At 57.3% G+C, this 21,178-nt stretch carries 19 protein-coding genes; 12 read left to right on the top strand and 7 right to left on the bottom strand.

Translation table 11 applies throughout. The annotated features are described in order from the left end of the window. The first annotated feature begins 2 nt into the window (after positions 1 to 2). Positions 3 to 1,145, top strand: coding sequence for a hypothetical protein (locus Q4D85_RS02915; RefSeq protein ID WP_303198079.1), 1,143 nt, complete (start codon positions 3 to 5; stop codon positions 1,143 to 1,145). 168 nt (positions 1,146 to 1,313) lie between these two features. Further along, positions 1,314 to 4,715, top strand: coding sequence for a pyruvate carboxylase (locus Q4D85_RS02910; RefSeq protein WP_303198078.1), 3,402 nt, complete (start codon positions 1,314 to 1,316; stop codon positions 4,713 to 4,715). Positions 4,716 to 5,083: 368 nt separating this feature from the next. Here the strand turns inward: Q4D85_RS02910 and Q4D85_RS02905 are convergent, their stop codons facing one another. The 4 genes from Q4D85_RS02905 to Q4D85_RS02890 form a co-directional block, all read right to left on the bottom strand. Then, the gene (locus tag Q4D85_RS02905; RefSeq protein ID WP_303198076.1) at positions 5,084 to 5,524 is read right to left on the bottom strand and encodes a hypothetical protein; all 441 of its coding nucleotides are present in this window, start codon (positions 5,522 to 5,524) and stop codon (positions 5,084 to 5,086) included. Positions 5,525 to 5,757: 233 nt separating this feature from the next. Continuing rightward, entirely contained in the window at positions 5,758 to 6,399 is a 642-nt protein-coding gene (locus tag Q4D85_RS02900) for a TetR/AcrR family transcriptional regulator (RefSeq protein ID WP_303198075.1), read from the bottom strand. Then, entirely contained in the window at positions 6,399 to 8,150 is a 1,752-nt protein-coding gene (locus Q4D85_RS02895) for an ABC transporter ATP-binding protein (protein ID WP_303198073.1), read from the bottom strand. Before Q4D85_RS02895 ends, Q4D85_RS02900 begins: the two co-directional genes overlap by 1 nt. A gap of 5 nt (positions 8,151 to 8,155) precedes the next feature. After that, a complete protein-coding gene (locus Q4D85_RS02890; protein ID WP_303198072.1) occupies positions 8,156 to 10,015 on the bottom strand; it encodes an ABC transporter ATP-binding protein in 1,860 nt (619 codons plus the stop codon). Positions 10,016 to 10,645: 630 nt separating this feature from the next. On the opposite strand from Q4D85_RS02890, the gene Q4D85_RS02885 reads away from it, so the two are divergent. The 7 genes from Q4D85_RS02885 (at position 10,646) to Q4D85_RS02855 (ending at position 17,496) form a co-directional block, all read left to right on the top strand. Then, positions 10,646 to 11,698 carry an SPFH domain-containing protein gene (locus tag Q4D85_RS02885; RefSeq protein WP_303198071.1) on the top strand — a complete coding sequence of 351 codons (1,053 nt, stop codon included), beginning with the start codon at positions 10,646 to 10,648 and terminating at the stop codon, positions 11,696 to 11,698. Positions 11,699 to 11,701: 3 nt separating this feature from the next. Then, positions 11,702 to 11,893 (top strand): hypothetical protein, encoded by a 192-nt coding sequence (locus Q4D85_RS02880; RefSeq protein WP_303198070.1) that lies wholly within the window; start codon positions 11,702 to 11,704, stop codon positions 11,891 to 11,893. A gap of 33 nt (positions 11,894 to 11,926) precedes the next feature. Further along, the gene (locus Q4D85_RS02875; protein WP_303198069.1) at positions 11,927 to 12,967 is read left to right on the top strand and encodes a hypothetical protein; all 1,041 of its coding nucleotides are present in this window, start codon (positions 11,927 to 11,929) and stop codon (positions 12,965 to 12,967) included. Between the two features lie 69 nt (positions 12,968 to 13,036). Beyond that, positions 13,037 to 13,579, top strand: a complete 543-nt coding sequence (locus tag Q4D85_RS02870) for a hypothetical protein (RefSeq protein ID WP_303198067.1) — start codon at positions 13,037 to 13,039, stop codon at positions 13,577 to 13,579. A gap of 31 nt (positions 13,580 to 13,610) precedes the next feature. Then, positions 13,611 to 14,813 (top strand): DUF6620 family protein, encoded by a 1,203-nt coding sequence (locus Q4D85_RS02865; protein ID WP_303198066.1) that lies wholly within the window; start codon positions 13,611 to 13,613, stop codon positions 14,811 to 14,813. 491 nt (positions 14,814 to 15,304) lie between these two features. Then, a complete protein-coding gene (locus Q4D85_RS02860; RefSeq protein WP_303198065.1) occupies positions 15,305 to 15,826 on the top strand; it encodes a hypothetical protein in 522 nt (173 codons plus the stop codon). Between the two features lie 152 nt (positions 15,827 to 15,978). Further along, positions 15,979 to 17,496, top strand: coding sequence for a hypothetical protein (locus Q4D85_RS02855; protein ID WP_303198063.1), 1,518 nt, complete (start codon positions 15,979 to 15,981; stop codon positions 17,494 to 17,496). Between the two features lie 8 nt (positions 17,497 to 17,504). Here Q4D85_RS02855 and Q4D85_RS02850 read toward each other — a convergent pair whose 3' ends face one another. Further along, on the bottom strand, positions 17,505 to 18,173 hold the full coding sequence (locus Q4D85_RS02850; RefSeq protein ID WP_303198061.1) for a hypothetical protein: 669 nt from the start codon (positions 18,171 to 18,173) through the stop codon (positions 17,505 to 17,507). Positions 18,174 to 18,347: 174 nt separating this feature from the next. On the opposite strand from Q4D85_RS02850, the gene Q4D85_RS02845 reads away from it, so the two are divergent. From Q4D85_RS02845 to Q4D85_RS02835, 3 genes are all read left to right on the top strand, one after another. Next, entirely contained in the window at positions 18,348 to 18,533 is a 186-nt protein-coding gene (locus Q4D85_RS02845; protein WP_303198060.1) for a hypothetical protein, read from the top strand. A gap of 73 nt (positions 18,534 to 18,606) precedes the next feature. Continuing rightward, the gene (locus Q4D85_RS02840) at positions 18,607 to 19,272 is read left to right on the top strand and encodes a hypothetical protein (RefSeq protein ID WP_303198059.1); all 666 of its coding nucleotides are present in this window, start codon (positions 18,607 to 18,609) and stop codon (positions 19,270 to 19,272) included. Next, positions 19,257 to 20,414 (top strand): hypothetical protein, encoded by a 1,158-nt coding sequence (locus Q4D85_RS02835; protein WP_303198057.1) that lies wholly within the window; start codon positions 19,257 to 19,259, stop codon positions 20,412 to 20,414. The genes Q4D85_RS02840 and Q4D85_RS02835 overlap by 16 nt, the downstream gene beginning before the upstream one ends. A 66-nt stretch (positions 20,415 to 20,480) precedes the next feature. On the opposite strand, the gene Q4D85_RS02830 is transcribed toward Q4D85_RS02835, so the two are convergent. Together Q4D85_RS02830 and Q4D85_RS02825 are read right to left on the bottom strand one after the other, a co-directional pair. Then, positions 20,481 to 20,831 carry a hypothetical protein gene (locus Q4D85_RS02830; protein WP_303198056.1) on the bottom strand — a complete coding sequence of 117 codons (351 nt, stop codon included), beginning with the start codon at positions 20,829 to 20,831 and terminating at the stop codon, positions 20,481 to 20,483. A gap of 71 nt (positions 20,832 to 20,902) precedes the next feature. Continuing rightward, positions 20,903 to 21,178, bottom strand: a complete 276-nt coding sequence (locus Q4D85_RS02825; protein WP_047261337.1) for a winged helix-turn-helix domain-containing protein — start codon at positions 21,176 to 21,178, stop codon at positions 20,903 to 20,905.

The following is a 21,178-nucleotide window of genomic DNA, read 5'->3' as shown; positions in this document are numbered from 1 at the left end:
GCATGGATTATTCCGATACCGAGTTGGAGCAACTCATGGAAACCGCATGGGCGACAGACGATCCCGTGGAACGCGCAACATTATGGGAACACGCCAGCATGTGCGCTCGGTCCGACGACAACACCGATGACCTGGCAGTGTGCCTATCAGAACTGGTGGAACTATACATCGCCGACCGTCATACGCAGTTAGCCATTGGGTGCTTCGACGAACTGGTTGAGCTTTATCTCAACCAGGATGTGGAACAGCGCGTGTACTTCGCCCGAGTTATCTGCCGAAATTTCAAACACATTATCCACGGTCAGTTAGATAATCCCGACGTCTCGGTGGCGAAACTGCATATCCTGTTGGAACGCTACCGCCACATGCTAGAGCGTAGCTCTAACACCCTGTCGGACTATTACCTTCGGACATACTACGTGCGCCACTGCATTGGCGATTACGACGGCGCACTGGTGGCTTTTGAACAGTGGCGATCAAGCCAACCAGACGAGCAATTTGGGGAATGCCCCTGTTCGGCGCCGACGATTGAAGCGGAAATCCTTCATCAATTAGGTGGGGCCGATAATGCCCGCGAGGTTGGGGAGGCCGCGCTGGAAGAAAACACCAGCCGTTGCCGGGCCCACCGACGCGATTTAGAAATGACGCTGCTACCGGCATGGATTCGGTCGGGCCAACCCGATAAAGTGCGGCGAGCCCGGCGGATTCATCGCAAAGCACTCGTGCGCACGCTCAAAAGCGGAGCCACCCCACGCAGGTTCGCGCAGCATTTCGAGTACTACGCCTTGCTTATCGACGCCGGACTGTCCGCAAAACCCCGGTGCGGCCTGTGGCTGCTACCAATCATGTTGGAAGAACTTTCGGCCAACGCCTCCCAATATGAACTGATGCTGGGCTTAGCCGCCGCCGCCGGTTATCTGCATCGGGTCCCGCAACAAAACCGGAAACTGAAGTTTTCCCTCTCCGCCAATGCCTTGCCCCGGATTTTCACCCCAGCTCTGATCCAGCCCACGGTCGCCGAGGCCGCCAAGTGGTGTGCCTGCAACGCGTTGAATATTGCCAAACAATACGACCACCGACCCGGCTTGGTGCGGCCCCATACGGTCGCGGATTTACGTGATCGGATTTTTCCGCGTCCCGCATAACCCGACGATAGCGGCGAAAAAGTGAATCAAATTAGTGAAAAACACATGAATTTTGCGTGGTTTTCTGATAGCGGACTCACGGGGTATTAACATAAAGGTACATACCAAATAAGTGACTGGTGTCACTAATTTGCTGTACTGGCCCCCGCATAGGAAGAACATCCGTTTATGTCACAAACCTCACAGCTTCCAACCTTTAACAAGGTTCTTGTCGCAAACCGCGGCGAAATCGCAGTGCGTGCCTTCCGCGCCGCATACGAAATTGGAGCTAAAACGGTCGCGGTATACCCCACCGAAGACCGAAATTCATTGCACCGATCCATCGCCAATGAATCCTGCCGAATCGGTACAGAAGGCTCGCCCGTCAAAGCCTATCTTGATATCGACGAAATCCTAGCCGCAGCCGAAAAAACCGGCGCCGACGCGGTTTATCCTGGTTATGGCTTCCTCTCCGAAAACGCCCAACTCGCACGCGAATGCGCCGAGAACGGAATCGTCTTCATCGGGCCGACCCCGGATGTGCTGGAACTAACCGGAGATAAGGCAGCAGCGGTGGCCGCAGCGCGGCGCGCCGGGTTGCCTACCCTTGATGAATCCGAGGCCAGCGACGACATTGAGGTTTTGCGCGCCCAGGCCGAAGGCCAAACCTTCCCGTTGTTTGTGAAAGCGGTCGCCGGTGGTGGTGGGCGCGGCATGCGGTTTATCCCCAGCATTGAGGAATTGCCGCAGCTAGCTGCGGAGGCCTCCCGGGAAGCGCTCAGCGCTTTCGGCGACGCCCGCGTCTACCTTGAGCGCGCGGTGATTAACCCGCAGCATATTGAGGTCCAGATCTTAGGCGACCACACCGGCGACGTCATCCACCTATACGAGCGCGACTGCTCGGTGCAGCGGCGCCACCAAAAGGTCGTGGAAATCGCACCGGCTCAACACATTGACGCCGACCTTAGGGAACGCATCTGTAGCGATGCGGTGAATTTCTGCAAAGAAATCGGCTACACTGGCGCAGGCACCGTGGAATTCCTCGTGGATGAAGCCGGAAACCACGTCTTTATTGAAATGAACCCCCGCATACAGGTCGAACACACGGTTACCGAAGAAGTAACCGGGGTGGACTTGGTTAAAGCACAAATGCGGATCGCGGCGGGTGCGACCTTGAAGGAACTTGGGTTTAGCCAAGAGAACATCCACACCGAGGGCGCGGCACTCCAATGCCGCATCACCACCGAGGACCCTGCCAATGGCTTCCGGCCGGACACGGGTTTCATCACCGCTTACCGCAGCCCCGGCGGTGCGGGCGTGCGTCTGGATGGTGCCGCCCAACTGGGTGGGGAAATCACCGCCCACTTCGATTCCATGTTGGTGAAACTCACCTGCCGTGGCGCGGATTTCGCCGGTGCGGTTGCCCGTGCCCAGCGTGCGCTCGCGGAATTCACCATTTCCGGGGTGGCGACCAACGTCGGCTTCCTGCGGGCATTGCTGCGTGAACCAGACTTCCTGGATACCCGCATCGCCACCTCGTTCATCAGCGATCATCCGTGGCTGCTGTCCGCCCCGCCCGCCGACGATGAGCCGGGCCGGATCTTGGACTACCTCGCCGATGTCACTGTCAACCGGCCGCATGGGCTGCCGCCTGCGGTAGGGGCCGCCGTCGAAAAGCTCCCACCGCTAGGCACGCTGCGGCGCGGATCGCGGGATCTACTGCGCGACCTCGGGCCAAAGAAATTCGCGGAACACCTCAAGAATCAACGCGCGTTGGCCATCACCGACACCACGTTCCGGGACGCCCACCAGTCGCTTTTGGCAACCCGGGTGCGCTCCGCCGCGCTTGTCGACGCCGCCCGGCACGTCGCCCACCTGACCCCAGAGCTTTTATCTGTTGAAGCGTGGGGCGGGGCAACCTACGACGTTGCCATGCGCTTTTTGCACGAGGACCCCTGGGAGCGGCTGGACAACCTGCGCCAGGCGATGCCCAATATCAACATCCAAATGCTGCTGCGGGGTCGCAATACCGTCGGTTACACCCCGTATCCAGATTCCGTGTGCCGGGCATTCGTCGACGAAGCGGCCCGCACCGGCATCGATATTTTCCGCATTTTCGACGCGCTTAACGACGTCTCCCAGATGCGGCCTGCCATCGAAGCGGTCCTTGAGACCAATACCGCGGTGGCCGAAGTGGCAATGGCGTATTCCGGCAATCTGGTCGACCCCGGCGAAAAGCTCTACACGCTCGACTACTACCTGAAACTAGCCGAGGAGATCGTCAACTCCGGGGCGCATATCCTCGCCATCAAAGACATGGCCGGACTCATGCGGCCAGCGGCCGCGACGAAGCTGGTCACCGCGCTGCGCAAAGAATTCGACCTGCCGATCCACGTGCACACCCACGACACCGCCGGTGGGCAGCTGGCCACCTACCTAGCGGCTGCCCAGGCGGGGGCGGATGCGGTCGATGGCGCATCGGCACCGCTGTCCGGCACCACCAGCCAACCCTCCTTGTCCGCCATTGTCGCGGCGTTCGCCAATACGCCACGGGACACCGGCATTCCGTTGTCGGCCGTCACCGACATGGAACCGTATTGGGAAGCTGTGCGCCAGATGTACGCCCCATTTGAAACCGGAACGCCAGGACCGACCGGCCGGGTGTATCGCCACGAAATCCCCGGCGGCCAGCTGTCGAACCTGCGGGCCCAGGCGGTGGCGCTGGGGCTTGCCAACCGCTTCGAACTAATCGAGGAATACTACGCCGCCGTCAACGACATGTTGGGTCGCCCCACCAAGGTCACCCCGTCCTCCAAAGTTGTCGGCGACCTCGCGCTCTACCTGGTTGGCGCTGGCGTCAAACCAGAAGATTTCGCCGCCGACCCGCAAAAGTACGACATTCCGGATTCCGTCATCGCCTTCCTCAACGGTGAACTCGGCACCCCACCAGGCGGCTGGCCGGAACCACTGCGGGCTAAAGCGCTGGAGGGGCGAAGCGTCCAGCCAGCGGCCAGCGAGGTGCCGGAATCTGAGGCGGAGGCCTTGGCATCTTCCGATGCCGCGACCCGGCGGGGCGCACTGAACCGGCTTCTGTTTGCCAAGCCTGCGGCTGAATTTGCCGAGCACCGACGTCGGTTCGGCGACACCTCGGTGCTCACCGACCGGGAATTCTTCTACGGTCTGGTGGAAGGAAAAGAAACCGTCATCGACCTTAGCGATAACACCCACATGCTGGTTCGACTCGACGCGCTTTCCGAACCGGATGAAAAAGGCATGCGCACCATCGTGTGCAATGTTAACGGCCAGATTCGGCCGATGCGGGTGCGGGACCGGTCTGTTGAATCCATCGTGGCGACGGCGGAGAAAGCCGACCCGAATAACTCCGGGCATGTTGCCGCACCGTTCGCGGGTGTGGTTACGGTTACCGTCGCGGTCGGCGATACCGTGGAAGAAGGCCAGGCAGTGGCTGTTATCGAGGCGATGAAGATGGAAGCAACCATCACCACCCCGATCTCCGGCACCGTCAGCCGAGTGGTGCTAAGCCAGGCCACCAAGGTCGAAGGCGGCGACCTGCTGCTCGTGGTGGAATAACCACCCTTTAACAAAAACCGGCGCTGGGTTTTACCAACTCCGCGCCGGTTTTTATTGCCCAAGCGCTAGCCCTGTCGGTCACCATTGTGGGCAGTATCATGCGTGGCGTGTTGGCCTGGAGCTTTGGCGATTGTGGGCGGGGCTTTTTCTGCGTGATTTTTCTTGAGCTTAGGTTTCACGGCTGCGCCGCACAGTGACCGTGAACTTGGGTGGCCATGACCCAACTCGACGTATTCGTCTCCAACGCCACGAAATCAAATACCACACCGCGTAAAGGTCGAGTTGCCTTTGAAAATCTGCGCCCAATGCCCGTCTAGCTGCAAATTTTTCTGCTTAATCCCACAACATCCGCAGGAATGTGTCGTAAGTCAGGCCGGTTTTTCTTTTTGCTCAAGTGTCAGTAGACGGATGTTCTCTGGCTTGCTGATGGGGATGGCAAAGGCGAGGCCCTCATTGGCTGCGATAACGTGGTCTTGTGTCACCATCGCGTAAGTGATGGGGTTGATGACGGGGGATGCGAACAACCATTGCACCTCGTCATCTCGGTCGGCGAAATATACAACACCATCGCTTCCCCACGACCCCTCCCCGCAATAAACCGTTCCCTGATAAGACTCTAGCTGTGGTGTCGCCCAGTAATGAGCCACCCAATCGGTGACGTCCATGGCATCAATGGTTGTGGTTTTTGTGAGGGTTAATTGATTGTGGTGGAGATCATCCGCGAAAACATAGACGGTGCCATCGGCTACATACAGTGCGGTTGCGATGGGAAATTTCTCTTCCGCCACCAGCTGGTTCAGAATTGCCATCGCTGCTGATCGTAACAGATGGTGCGTGTGGAGAAGCGAGAAACCAGCACCGCCATTATGGATTGCGAAGCTAAAAATAGGGAAGAAATATGGACGACATCTAGCGGTTGTGAATGTATTTATTCCCATATGGTTGATTTTGCTACTTGCTAGATGTCGTTATGCAAAATTTCTTATATGTTGTGAGGTTGCATCTCAAGCGATTGTCGTTCGGCCGCCACACCTAAAAGCAGCTACGTTTCCAGTTCGTTGGCTAGCCCGGTGATGATGAACTCCAGCTTCTTGTCCAAAAAACCGCGATCGGCCCATCCTTCATCTGGTTGAAATACAGCGTCGTCGCTGGTGTGGGCGAAGATCGTATCCAATTCGCGCTGACCGGAATCGTTGATATTGCGCATGGCGGAGATCCCGATGTGGGTGGTAATGACAGTGTCGCCGATGAAATCAATGGCGAAGGCCGCACTCTCCTGGGGCAACCCGGCTGCGGTGAGAAACTCAACGAAACGCTTGAAATAGTCCTCCATGTGGATGACGGCGCTGGGGTGCTGCAGGATCGTCAGCGACAATCCGGGGTAACGCTCATACGTCGCCCAGCAACGGTCCGCCCACAGAAGCAAGGCTTCCTGCCAGGATAAATCAGGATCGAAGGTGGTGGCGATCTCCGCCGCAGCACGACTTAAGCACGCGTGAACCAGTTCGTCGCGGCTGTCAAAGATTCGATACACCGCCGACGTTGCCACGGAAAGTTGCTGGGCAACCTGGGCGAGGGTGAAATCCGCGATGCCCACGGCAAATGCCGCGTCGACAACGTCGGCTTTACTGAACTTTGGTTTGGGGCCGGTTTTCCGGCCGCCGCGTGCTGCAATCATAGTCATTAGGTTAATTGCCACCCTTGTGCTTGAGCACGTTTATCCCAAAAGGCGCGGTAGGTACCGTTGCGGTTAAAGAGCTCGTCGTGGGTACCGATGTCCTCCAGACTGCCGTCGGCGCGTAGCGAAATGATGCGATCCGCCTTCCGGATGGTGTCGAGTTTATGCGCGATGACCAAGACGGTTGCGGTTTCCCGCAGCTTTTCGACGGCTGCGACGACGTTTGCCTCATTCTCCGGGTCAAGCGCGCTGGTGGCTTCGTCGAAAAGCACAATCGGCGCGTTCTTGAGTAACGCCCGCGCAATAGCAACCCGCTGACGTTCCCCACCGCTTAAGGCGCTGCCGCCTTCGCCGACCGGTGTGTGCCACCCGTGCGGAAGCCGGGCGACGATTTCGGTCACACCTGCTAGCTGGGCGGCCGCGGTAATCTCCGCCTCGGAGGCGTCCGGGCGGCCGATGCGGATATTCTCGATGAGGGTGTCGTCGAAAAGGTACACATCCTGGAAGACCATGGATAATTGGTTCATCAGATCCGCCATCTTCAGGTCGCGCACATCCACCCCGCCTACTTTGACCGCGCCGGAATCGACCTCGTAGAACCGGCTCACAAGGCGCGCCACCGTGGTCTTCCCGCAGCCCGAAGGTCCCACGAGAGCCACCATGCTGCGCGGAGAAACGTCGAAACTCACGTTCCTGATAACCGGCTTGTCAGGGGCATAACCAAAGCTAACGTTGGAAAACTCGATGGCACCGGGGTTGGTATAGGGCTTGGAATCCTCCGGTTCCGGCAATGGTTGTGCCGTGAGGACTTCATCGATGGATTCCAAATACGGACGCCTGGTTTCCAATCCCACCGATGCTTCGGTGAGAAACATCAGCACCTGGGCGTACCGCAACGCCAAACCGATATAGGCTATGGCCACAATCGGCTCAATGGCGCCTGTCACCGCAAGCTGCGCTGCGACGACGATGAGCGAAATCACCACCAACTGGGTCATCGTGCCGCCGACCATATTCGCAGCCAGTTCAAACCACAACTCCGTTTTCTTCGCTTTTCGCCACTGCGCGTTCGCCGACAGCAGCGGCGGGTAGCTGGTGCTTTGGCCACAGGAACGAAGAGCGGCCTGGCAATGGGTGAACTCCACCACCCGATTACTCAGCTCCAATTCCGTGGGCTCCGAGATCCGCTTACCCTTCCGGCTCAGCGAAGCCGAGATAGACAACAAAACCAAGTACAGCGGAGTCGAAATCGCGAGAATGAGGCCGAGCCGATAATCCCAGATCACGCTCAAGACCAAAATGGTGATGCTAAATGCAATGCGGCTTAGCAGTGGGGCGAAAAGGTGGGCTATCAATTCCGCGGCAACCATTAACTCCGCCGACACCATTCGAGACAGCTGACCCGCGACCGGGCGGTGGAACCAGCCGAGCGGCAAACTGGCAACCTGATCGCCGATCTTTCGGTGGATATTTTGAATCAAATCCATCCCGGTGGCGTAGCCCTGGCGGGTATAAAAGTAGCCGAAGATGCCGGTGAAAACCGCCACCGCGATGCAGGCGAACACCCAACCTGAAATCCCCAACCCCCACACCGGTTCGTCGGTTGCCAAGGCGGTGATGGCCGGGATCAGGAGGAATAGCGAAATGGCCTCAGCAATTCCCATCACCATGCTCATCCAGATAGCGGTAGTGACCAGCGCTGGCCGGGCCAGCATATTGCGGCACATAGGAAGAAGCGAAAACAAAAGTGGTTTCATGATGATTAGTCCTTATCCGAGCGAACAAGACCACAGTGACCGCCGGTCACGTGAGATCGGGAAGCCATGAGCTGTTGGTATAGCGGTTGATCCGTAAGGTCTTCGTGGCGGCCCGCCGCAATCACCCTGCCGGTGTCAAGAATGACGATCTGATCCACGCCCAGGATTGATTCGGGCCGGTGGGCGATAACCAACACCGTGCGGCCGGAAACCAAAGTTGATAATGCGGCTTGGATCTCCGCCTCCGACTCGGGATCCGCGAATGCGGTCGCCTCATCCAAGATCAGCACTGGGGCGTCGATAAGCAATGCCCGCGCGATGGCCACCCGCTGGGCTTGCCCGCCGGAAAAATTCGTCTCCGCCCCAACGATCGTGTCGAAACCGTTTGGCAGCTTTTCAATGACATCCAGAATATGTGCGGCCCGAGCAGCTTCGATGATCTCCGCTTCGGTGGCATCTGGTTTGCCAAGCGCGATATTATCCCGCACAGAAGTGGCGGTGAGCTGGGGGTTTTGTAGAACGAACGCAACCGTTTGATAGAGCTGGCGCGCCGGGAATGTACGAATATCGACCCCGCCCACAGTGATCGTTCCGGAATCGGGGTCGTTAAACCGCGCTAATAGCATCGCCAGCGTGGATTTACCGGAACCCGATGGGCCGACCAATGCGGTCACCGTGTTTTCCCGCAGCGTCATGCTTACGCCATCAGCGGCGCGCGTTTCACCGTAGGAGAAGCTCACATTATCGAAGACAACTTCGTGGCCGTTGGGGTGTACCAGTTCATCGCCGTATTCCAGCGCCGGGGTTTTGAGCGCCGCGGTCACCCGTAACGCGGCGGCCCCCGCCACCTGGTAAGACCACACCATGCCGGTGAGAACCTCAATGGAGGACGGGACCATGAGCCCGATCAGCGTGGTCGCGAGTACTTCGATGGGGCTGACCCACCCAGCGGCGACCATCAACGCACCGCCGCCGATATTGATGGCAAGGAGGACGGGAATAGAGATAGCCGCATTCGCCATGGCCGAGCCACGCAACAGGGGAGTCACCCACGCTTCATAGAACCTGCTGAAATCGTCGGCGGCGTCCTGGTAGCGGCGGTGGGACTTACCGACGGTTCCGAATGCCTTGACCACCGAGATGCCCGTGAAGAATTCCACCATTGTGGCAGAAACTCGCGCTAGGTGGGCGTCCATGTGTGCGGTTTTTTCACCCATGCCCTGCATCATCCATACGGTTGCCGCGCCGTACAGCGGCAACGCCGCTATAGTCAACAACCCAAGCCGCCAATCGACGGTAAAAGCGTAGGCGACCAGCGCGATCGGGGTGACGATCGCTTGGGTGACGTCTACTGGCTGGTGGGCGATAAGCGTGTGAATCTGTGTGATGTCATCGTGTAATGCTTTGCGAATCTTGCCTGCATTTGTTGTGCTAAACCACCCCAGCGGTGCCTGTGCCAAGCGGGAAATGGTGAGTTCTCGGATGATGGCCGCGATTTTAATATCGGCGAAGTGGGTAACCCCTAAAGCCACGCCAACGACGAAAAGCCGCAGGCAAAACGTATTGATGAGGAGAAAAATAGCGCGCCACACTGCTGCGGAATCGATGGGGCTATCGGTGAGATACGCGGAATAGAGAAGATCGCCCACTTGCACCAACGCCACATAGGGGGCGATGGCGAGGATGCCTGCTATCACCGCTAAGAATTGCCCCACAAGCAATCGGCCACGCACCGGTTGTAAGAGCTCATTGAGAGCCTTCTTTCCCGCAACTCGGGGATCCTGCTGCGGCGGGGACATTTCGCTGGGGGCAGTTGTAACTTGAGTTGCTGGACCGTCGGAAGCCATATCGTCTCCTTCGCTCATTTGGCCGGAATGTGCGTCCTAGCTGCATCTCCCGGTGCCACCTTGTGTTTTGCCTACTAAATGACCTAATGGCCGCGACGAAGCGGGGTGTCTGTGGCCGCTTCGTGTGCCGGAACATGGTGAGTGCCGGGCCTTTTTCCGTATTGATTATATTAGGATTGGGTAACTTAATGATGAACTAAGTTTAGTATTAGTAGGGTTCGGGGGAGTGGTCAAGGGGTTCGGTCGAAAATCTGGGAATGGTGTCCGGTTGTGCGTGGCGGTTGAGGCGCTGTCGTGCCTTTGTTGGCTGGAAAAACGATGGGGGCGGCAATGGGGGTGGGAACGCTGAAAAAATAGTAATAAAAGATTGTGTACTTGGCGTGTCGACGGCTGGTGGCGCGGTGGGGCGGAATGGGTTTGGTGGCGCACGTACTTCGATGGTTAACGTTGGGTAATATTTATCGACAGGGTCGAGCAGGGGGCTTTATGCAACGGTTATGCAAAGTCAATGCAATTAAAAATCTTTGTCGTTTATAAGTTTTGGGTTATCGCGAATCGGATTTCGTCATCTGATGTCTGCCGTGGGTGCTAACGTTTTGCGCAGGCAGTCTCCGCCGTACATTTTTTCAGCAGCGTGAAAGGTGACCAGTGGCTCTCCCGTGGATAGACATTATCGAGTGTGTTGACCCAGACCCCCAATTGGTGATGTGGCAATGGCCGCCACATCAGGGTCAAATTAAAAAAGGTGCGCAAGTTATCGTCCGGGAGAATCAGGCAGCACTGATTCTGTCCCACGGCGTAGCGAGTGAAGTCTACGGCCCTGGTCGGCACACCCTTCCCAGCGAAAACGTCCCGATCTTAGACCAGCTTAAAGGCTGGAAATACGGCTTCGCCTCACCAAACGTCTACGACGTGTTCTACATGGTCACACGTCAATTCGTCGACCTCAAGTGGGGTACCCCAGCGCCGGTGATGATGGCCGATCCGAAGTTCGGACAGGTTCGGGTCCGCGCATTCGGCTCCTATAACGTCCGCATCAGCGACCCGGCGAAGTTCTTCCGGGAGTACGCCGGTTCCTTCCCGGTGCTGTGCGTGCGCGACATTGAGGTGCAATTGCGCGACTATATTGCCGCCAAGTTCGGCGAGATCATGGCAACCTCTGGCATTAGTGTCATGGACTTTGCTGCGAACCTGAGCTCGGTCAACGCCCGGCTACAGCCAGTAATCGCGCCGTACTTTGAGGATCTTGGTGTCTCGGTAACCCAATTCTCCATCGTCTCGGTCACATTGCCAGACGAGGTTAACGAGTACTACGACAAGGTCACCGGTATGAACATGATCGGCGACATGGACAAGTTCCAGCGGTTCAATACCGCGCTTGCAACCGCCGATGCCCGCAATACCGTAGGCGCCGGTGCCCAAGAAGGTATCGCGATGGGGCTTTTGGTTGGGGAAATGAACACCCAGGCGGCACAGGCACAAGCACAAGCGCAATCACAATTGGCGCAGTTGCAGGCCCAGCAGGCAATGCAGGCTATGCAGCAGCAACAGCCACCAGCTCAGCAACCACCGGCTTACCAGCCTGCGGCAGCGGTAGATCCGATGGAGAAACTCGCCAAACTGAAAAAGATGTTTGAAGCGGATCTCATCACCGAGCAAGAGTATGCCGCTAAACGCGCTGCCATCCTAGAGGAGCTTTAAGCAATGGCAAGCTCATTCGCGGAACGGCTGCGTAAGAAATCGCAGGAATCGAAGAAATCTTCAGTCGAGTTTGAAAAAGAAACCGCAGGTGCCAAAGCGCGAATCTGCCCAGGTTGTGGTGCCGGGCGCGCGCTGGATCATGGTGTCAAAGAGTGCCGCTACTGTGGATATGTATTCATTACAGCTGACATCTAATCTGCGACGGCTTTCATTATTCAAGGAGCTTTCATGACCAATGAACTACAAGAGATTCTCGCCCTGCGGGATCGTCTCGATGTGTTCCTACCCAAGCTGAAGCAACGCTGCCAAGAATTCGGTGAGGATTCTAAAAAAGAAGCTGCAGAGATGCGGGCGGATCAATCCGACGAGGGTAAACAGTCTTTCGGGGTATTTACCGCCGCCGTGATTCGGCAAATCATGGCCGTGGGCACTAAAGCGGAACGCACCTTTGCGCAGCATTTCGAGAAGTTCGAAGACACCGACAACGATGCAGTCGATGCTGAGTACAAGCGAAGCGAGCAGCGCGTCGACGCGTTTTTGACGTGGTTGGAAACCTACACGGATCACCTTTTCGACGACGGCTGCGGCGACGAAGCCGAGCAGATGTACCAGCAAGCATTGCGGGACTACGAACAGCTGAAAAACAGCTTCACCTGTTCCCAATGTGGCGCGCCGGTTCCCGTGGACAAGATGTACTACACATCGCAGTACCTCACCTGCTTAGGGTGCGAAACCCAAACGACGTTCACCCCGACCGAAGCGATGCAGTCATTGCCGCGGCTGGCGGAGGACCTGGCGGATTCCCGCACCAAGCACCTTGAAAAGGAGCTTGATGATCTCGTGCTCAAGCACAACCTGTACCACGGCGAAATACTGGTTCGCCACGTCAACTACTTGCTGGCGCAGTACCGCGTGATGCACGAAATCCTGCCGGAATACGCGGAACAAAAGCGCCACCAGTTCATCACCAGCGCGGTGGTGGAAGCGACACAAAAGGCCCACACGGATCTCGAACCAGCGGGAACCTTGATCCCGGACGTGAGCTACGTCAATGTGATCGGCGGTTTCGGCGATGGCCTTATCCTGCTGCGTCAGGACAACGACACCCTGATTGCTGCGCTCCTGGAGGACATTGTTCGTGCGTTGGCCCGCCCTGGTGACGGATTGGCTGAGGCAGTGCTGGCCAATACCTACAACAATGAGGTGTGGGAACAATACGCTGCCATTGCTCAGCAAAGCCCGCAACGCGAAAGCTATAACGGCCTTTAAAAACCGCAGTCACTCGTTCGATGCGGGTGGCTGCCATAACGTTGAACTCATAAATTAAGGATATTTTCCATGCTTGAAAAACTTCTTGCCCTACTTGGCATCAACAAGACCCCAACGGTCAACCAGAACTCCACCCCCGAGGAAATTGAGAAGGTCTTCCAACAGCGCAGCGCGCATCGGGTGGAGGAACTCAATGAGGCAATGGCTGATGAGGACACCCCGGTGGGGCACATCGCCAGCCTTATTCTTAACATAGAAATGATCCGTTACCGGGTCCTGCATGAGGCAAATCCACAGGAAACCGAGGCGCGGCGTAATGAGCTCGCTAAGGAAATCGTGCAGAAAATACGCAAGGCGCCGCGCACCACCTTGGAGCCAGCTGGTACCTACGAGCCTGATGTAACGTATGTCAACATCATGGGTAACATGGGTGACGGTTTAATCATCTTGAAGAAAGAACGCGACAAAGTAATGGTTCCGCTTTTGGAAGAGCTGGTTCGCGAGTTCGCGCGCCCAGGCGATGGGTTAGCCGCCGCCATTCTTAACGGCACCTACGATGAGGATTTGTGGGAAGAATACGCCGATAAGGCACAGGACAGCCCAGATTTCTAAAACCTTATCGTCATAGAAAAGGCATTACAGAATGTTTGACAAACTTCTTGGCATGTTCGGAAAGAAGCCAAGCGACGCTACCGCGATGGTGCAAAACGTCGCGGCCAAGGCTGGCATCAGCAACTATTCCGAAGAAGAAATTGACCGGATCGTCGCGCAGCGCTGCGAAGAGCGGGCCCAAGAGTTGCAAGAAATGATCGACAGTGGCGAGGGGTTCCACGTGGGACACCTGGCGATTGCGGTCGTTAACCTTGAGATGAAGAAACTGCGGCATACGTTCGAGCTATCGCCGGAGTTGGCTTCTGCACGGTTTAACCAGATTGTTCAGGACGCGGTGGCGAAGTACCGCACAGCGCCGCATACGGTGCTCGAACCTGCTGGTACCAACATGGCGGACGTGACGTACGTCAACATCATGGGAAGCTTCGGTGACGGTCTGATCCAATTGCGGCGTGAGGGGCCGAAAATTATCGCCGACGCGTTGACGGAAATCGTGCGGCAAGTTGGTCGCCCAAACGATCCGTTGGCTGCGGCGATCATCGATGGCACCTACAACGATGCCTTGTGGGAGCGGCATGCCGAGATCGCCCAGAGCCAGCCGGAGGATGAGTCCGCAGGCTTCGACGAGAACATGGTTTTCACTGGCCAGGAAGCGGAATTCCAGGCTTATACTCAAATGTTTGCCAGCGTTGATACCTCCGCGCCGGAATTGCAGCCGATCGCGGGTATTACGCTGCACGACTATGTTGCGGCTTCTGCTCTCATGCACGGCGGCACCTCGGCTAACACCATCGCGGAACGCTTAGGCGTGGAACGTCCCCAGTGGGATGAGGCGGCTGCTGGCTGGTTGCAGCGCATCACCGATTACCCCATGTCGGTGGGCATGCAGTACACCACGTTGATGCACGAGCCGCACCCAGTTCTCTCCGGTGACGGTGCCGGCGGCACGACATCTGGTTCGAATGCCGAGAAGCTGAATTCCGATCGGGATTTCTTCTGCGAGGTATATGCCGCGATGCTCGCCGTTGGTGAATTTGGCGAAGATGCGGACGGCTACGTTCAAGAGCACTACGGCGTGACCATGGCGGAGGCTAGCGCCGCTGGTACTCGCTGGATGTCCGATCCGCGCCACATGACCCAGGTCATGTCGATTGTGCAGCGCCGTCAGGAAGAAATCACGGAAGATCTGCGCAAGGAGTTCGGCGGCGGCATCGCCGACGACATTGAGTTCTAAAAGCACCGACAGGTGTCCTAAGGAAGGAGGATTCCGCATAGGGGTTCTCCTTTGTGCTTGTCGACGCCCCACCGTCGCAGGTAACAGCTCGTGGTAGCGGGCTGGGCGGGGTGGCGTCGATAAGCACGAAAGGTACCGGATGGGAATCGAACAATACTGTGTAGCTTTGGTCGACGCGGTGCACCGCCCGAGCTTGGTAGACGACATTTGGTCTGGTGGCGCACCAGAACATGCCGCAGCCAGCGTCACCGAACCGGCCATCGCCGATGTTCTGGCGAAAGCTACCCAGCTTAGCGAGAATCAACAGTGGGCCGAACTCTGCAGTATTGCCGAAAAGTTCTTAGCCGATGCGCCACAGCTGGCCGAGCTTACTTCGCTGAAACTGTTGTACGCCCGCGCCCTCGTGCATACCGGGCGAAGCGAGGAGGCCGGGATTACAAGCTGCGGCTGCGGCGGTAAACAGTGGCGCCGACGATGTCGTCTTTGCGGCGTTGGCTTTTGCCCAGGAATGCTTCCAGCACTACGACGACGCTGCTGCTTTCGGCTGCGCCCGGTACTACGTCGACCGCGCGGTGGTGCGGCTGCATCAAGCCCCGTCGGACCCGTCGGCGTTGGAGTTTATGGCTACCGGGTTGCGGAATCTGGCTTATGCACTCCAGGAATGCGCCGAGGACCGGATGCATCCTGGGGACGTGCCAGCGATCCTGACACTCTGGGAATGGCTTTTATGGGTTGAGCTGCGCCGCCATGAATTTTCTGGCCAGCGGTTTCCCGATATGGTCACCGATTGTGTAACCGCCCAAGCGTATTGCATGAGTTGTCTTTTGCAATATCAGTTGGCGGCTCACTTATATGTCACGGCGGCGGAATTGCACATCGAATTCGGTGATATTCCAGGAGCGATTTCCGTTTATTCCCAGTACATCGAAGCTATGGGGGAATGGCCTAAGCGCTACGATCGCCGCGTTCAGTACCAAGAAATATGCATGAAACTGTGGGAAGACCTGCGCTAACTGGTCAATAATGCATCAACGTAGCTGGTCGTGGCCAACAACACCCCGGGCCCGTTCCGGCATGGCGTATTTATGCGATACCGCCTATGACAATCAGTCCTGGGGCTACACTTGAGATAACGCCGAACAGCCACCTAAAAGGAGCAAATCACATGTCGCGCATTCGGTTTGAATTGACCGAGGACACCACCACCAATAATTTCGGGGAAACGCTCTATCGGATACGCGCGACCGAGGACATACCGGCGCGGTTCGTCGCTGCGGGCGACCTCGGCGGTTGGGTCAGCAGCACCCACACCGAGTCCGGGAAACCGCGCATTGGTAAAAACGCCTGGGTGGAAGGTGATGCTGAGGTTTTCGGTCAAGCGCGGGTGACTGGGCATGCCCGGGTGAGTGACCGCGCCCAGATTTACGGCACCGCCAGGGTCAAGGGCCGCGCCCGGGTGCAGGACGACGCCCAGGTCAAAGACGATGCCACGGTGAAGGGCAGCTGTCTAGTGCAAGGGGAGGCGCGGATCGGGGACAGCGCCACTGTTAAAGGTTCGGCCCAGGTGCTCGGCGTGGTCGAAGGTAACGCCACGGTGAGTGGCCGGGCGGTTATTTCGTCTGGCACCATCAACGACCACGCAGTGGTTACCGGTGCCGCTACCGTGAGCCGTTCCTATGTCACTGGCTCCGCCAAAGTTTCGGGAAACGCGGTGGTAGGCGCCGATAGTTTGATTTCCGAGGACGCGGTTATTGCTGGTCAAGCGAAAATTCGCTTTTCGACGATCGGAGGTACCGCCCACATCACCGCAGCGGTGCCCACCCATGCGACGGTGACCGGGAACGCAGAGATCACCAGTTCGTGGCATTGCTTCAGCTTCGGTCCGATTGGGCACACCGATAACCTCGCCACGGTGTATCGCTGCGTTGGCGATGAGATCGCGGTCGAATGCGATACCGAAGTTACCGAGGAATACCAGCCGGTTATTGATGTCGCCACCGAGCAGATTCGTCGACAAGCGGAACCGGTGGCGGACTTGTGCTTTGAATTGACCGACGAAACCAAAGAACTTGCTGATGGCACGACCGTATTCCGGATTCGGGCGACCAAAGATCTGGAAGAGCTAGGAGTTACGGTCGGCGATCTGGGCGGCTGGGTCAGCTCTCTTTTTACCGACAGCGGGCGGCCGCGCCTTACTAACGCCTGGGTAGCCGACGAAGCTATCCTGCGCGATAATGCTTTATTGGCGGATCAGGCGATCGTGGAGCACTACGCGGTGGTCAAGGATAATGCGCAGGTGACGGGCTCCAGCGTGATTAGTGGACGAGTCACACTGGCCGGGGACACGACGGTTGCCGCAATCTGCCATATCGGCGGTGACGGCGAATTGCGTGGTCGATCCTGCGTGCATCCGGTGGTGCACATCAATATTTCGGACATCATTGCCGACGCAGATTTTTATGACTCCAGCGACTACGCCTTTTTCGGCCCGCTTGACGACGGCCGCCTGGTCACGGTGGCGAAGCTGCGCGACCGCGGTTCGCTCATCACCGTGACCGAAGCAGAAACCGGAAAACACCACAGCACCACCGGGGCGAAGTTTTTAAAGAGCAATCAGCCTGATGTAGGCGATCTGCGCGCGGAGGTCATTGAACTCCTCCGCGAGTGGGAATTGGCCCGGTAATGGCGGCATTAATCGCCCAGTTCCGGTGTGGTTACATTGATAAGCCAGGTGGAGTCTAACAGCTCTTTCAGCTCCTGCTCTGAATAAGCTTCGACGGGGCACGCGTAGTTGACTGTCATGGCGCTCGGCGGATCGTCGCGGGTAAACGCCCGTACCCATGCCGTGGAGCGATAGTTGCGGTGATTGACTCCGACGTAATCAATGTCCACTCGTAGCATTTCGATGGGTTGCGATCCTGGGCCGCTGACTTCGCTGGATTTGTGGAACGTCCCCTTAGCACTAGTCATTTGTCGTTGGAAGCTAGCTATCCGGTTTTCCGCCATGTATCTCGTTTCGATATGGTCTGGTGCTGGTGTTCCGGCAGTGAGGTCAAAGATGCCTTGGGTAGTGGAATACTGGCAGCCACGGGAATTTTCGATGAGGTTTACGCCTTCTTGGTCGAATATTTGGAGACGCCAACCTTCAACATCGGTTGGAAACCCCCAAATGGCCGTTTTCCCAAAGGGGTCATTATCTGGGGTGGAGGTGGGAATGGGGGCCGCCTGACTGCTTACTTCGATGCTTGCGGTTGGGCTTGTGCGCGCTATCATGCGTGCAGGCGGCAACGGTAGAACGCATGCAGTGAGACCCACTGCGCTGATGATGAGACAAAAGGCTGCTTTAACGTGCGGTTTCATACCACTCCTACTTCCCGGTTTTGTGGCCTAATGAAAACCTGCACGTACCGATGCGAAAAGTTTTCGCCACATCGAAGATCGTCGTTTTGGGTTACTACTGATCGTAATGTAGAAGAGGGGCTAAAATCTGGGTTTTTCTATTAATTCCTCTGATTATTTTCATGCACTGTGTAGGTGTCATCGATAGCGAAACCATGGCAGGTTCCTGGGCTGAAAATCGTCGACAAGCGACAATCGAAGGATTCTGGCTCCTGGTGGTGGCTGGTTGTGGATGTGGTGCTAGATGCCGCGCACCTCGTCTCTATCCCGCTTACAGTTATTTTGACAGTGTTGGCTGTCAGAGCCGGGAAAATGCTTTAGCTTTTCGACGCGCAGCGCGGCACGACTGTGATTATTATTGATGCGACGCACCGAGCGATAAGTGGGGCACAGTATGACAACATTGCGGTTCGAGCTCACCGAAGACACGACCACGAATAGTTTTGGGGTGCCCCTGTATCGGATACGGGCTACCACCGATATCCCAGAGCAATCAGTTTCCGCAGGCGATGCCGGTGGTTGGGTGAGCTCAACTCATACCACTAACGGTATGCCGCGAATTGCAGACGACGCGTGGGTGGCGGATGAGGCCGAAGTATTCGGCGAGGCGCAGGTAGCTGGGACCGCCACGGTAAGCGGTCGCGCCCGGGTGTATGGGTATGCACAGGTGGCGGGGATGGCTTCGGTGGAAAATGATGCCCAGGTATTTGACAATGCCCGAGTATTAGACGGCGCCCTGGTATGCGGGAACGCGCAGGTAAGCGGCGACGCCACGGTTGGTGGGAATGCGATTCTCGTTGGTGCGGCCAACGTAACCGACGCCGCAGTTGTCACGGCGGGACACTTATCCGGGGTGGTCGCCGGTACCACCACGATCGACAAACCGCCCGGATCTGGCCTTGATTCAGGTCTTCTGGTGACGTTGTGTGATGATCGGTCCGTGCTAACAACGCCCATCGCCTATGAGCTGGCACGAATGCTCATGGCATCTTATCAAGCGCAGCCGGAATACATTACGGCAGTCGATTGTGGTATCTCGACGTTATGTCGGGGTTTGTAGCGGTGTATGACTATTCCCGACTGCGGAAATACGTTGAGTTTATGGCGCGGTTATACGAAAAGGCGGGTGCGCTTGATAACGCTTTCGACCTGTATTGGAACGAGGCGGATGTCTACTTCGAACTGGGGTTTGCTGCCTGCGAGGTTGGTGATACCGGCGGTATTCGGCTGGTGGAAAACCGAGTGCCGGAGCTTTTAGCCGAATGCGACAGACTGGCGCAGCGTATCGACGCACATAAGGAGGCTAATGCCACCGAATCGGCTGGGACGTGTCAATCAGAAGCGGAACGGCTGCGCGGCGTGTATGCCAATGTGCAGGCTGAAGTGGGGAAATCTACGTGGTTGAGCGGGATGATAACCGAAAAATCCCAGCCGAAAAACTATCACCTGGTAGACGGACTGCGCCCAGCGGATACACCTGTGAATCCTGAGTTTTTAGCCGCCGATGGCGAAGCGGTTACAGTTTTTGCGCTGGCAGAATATGTGCTCAACCAGCAGCCTAACGGCAGATTACTGGCACAATGGCACAGCGATAAAGAGGATTTCATCTACGCATTATGCGTTTTACAGTCTCACGAAGAGTCCGAAGGTGACGTGATGGGCAGCGTAGTGGATCCGGCGTCCTGCATTCAGTTGTGTGAGAAGTTACAGGCGGCGTTAACAGCGATGAAACCAACATGCCCGGAACTGCATGAACTCGCGATGACGTTGCTGCAGGCGCACCGTGCGCTCATCGCGGGCGACTATTCGGAGGCGATATCGCGTGCCGAGCGGGCACAACACCAGGCGGACCGCCTGGGCCTATGGAGTATTCGGGGTCTTAGCACCAGGTATCTCGCCTATGGGCTGCACAAACACGGCGCGCCGCGCGATGCGGTACGGAGCCTCGTTACCGCGTTGGCGGCAACCGGCGGCAGCTGTCAGATAGACGCCATGCGGCAGCAACTCACCTCGCTTTTAGCAAATGAGCCTGATAGCTGCGCGGGGATCATGGATGCGGTCACAATCGGAGGAACCGATAACCACGTGGTGCCGCGGATCTGCGCCATCGCTTGTAACCTGTGGCGTTCTGCGCCGCAAGAAATCCGGGAAGAACTCCACGGCAGGTGGCTTGCCGCAACCGCAGGTCACGGTGACCCTTAAGCTTCCAAACGGGACACCTCAACGCGATGCGACCAACAGGTCAGCAAGCCACCCGGTAATGGTTTGTTACAACGCCACGGCCACCCAGCGTTCGATGACTCCGCGCCCAGCCTCAGCCGCGTCGGCAACCGACTTCGGCGGGAGAACCGGGTCGTTGGGGAGGATGCGCGCCGGGTCGCCAATAGGAGTGGTGGTGATGGTCTTCGTGTCGTGGTTGTAGTGGCCTAATGCCACCATGTCGACGTTGGTTTGTTCACAAATCGCCCAGCAATAATCGCTTGTCGACGCCCGCATCGTGGCAATAAAATCTTCCGGGTCGTCGACGATCGCGGCTAGTGCGGGGCGGTCGTCGATCCGGTCGTCGTCGTGCAGCGGGCGCAGATAAAACCGACCGCCGTTTAATTCCATAACATCCATGCACTCAGCATAGAATGCGAACTTAAACGGCGTTTAATTTTGTCGGTTTTTAGTTCTGGCACCGCTAACCCTTAGCCGGTCGCATCGGTGGCGCGTCGAAAAGTAGGCGTTGCCACCAACGTCAACGTGGTAAGCCCTTGGCCGCACTGCCCAGAGGTGGTTTTACACCCCATGGAACAATTCTGGCAGGCCAACATATCATTGCTGTTTACAATCCACCCCATTCGCGTCAGGTGCTCCAAGGCGGCGGCAACCGTCGACAGTGACAACCCGGTTTCGGTGACTATCCTCGGGGCGGTGGTCGCCCCGTTTCTAATCGCTGCGGCTACTGCTGATAATGGGCGCAT

The organism is Corynebacterium sp., assembly GCF_030532965.1.
Taxonomy (GTDB): Bacteria; Actinomycetota; Actinomycetes; order Mycobacteriales; family Mycobacteriaceae; genus Corynebacterium.
Note: the sequence above shows the minus strand (reverse complement) of the source record. Positions and strands in the feature narration are given on the sequence as shown.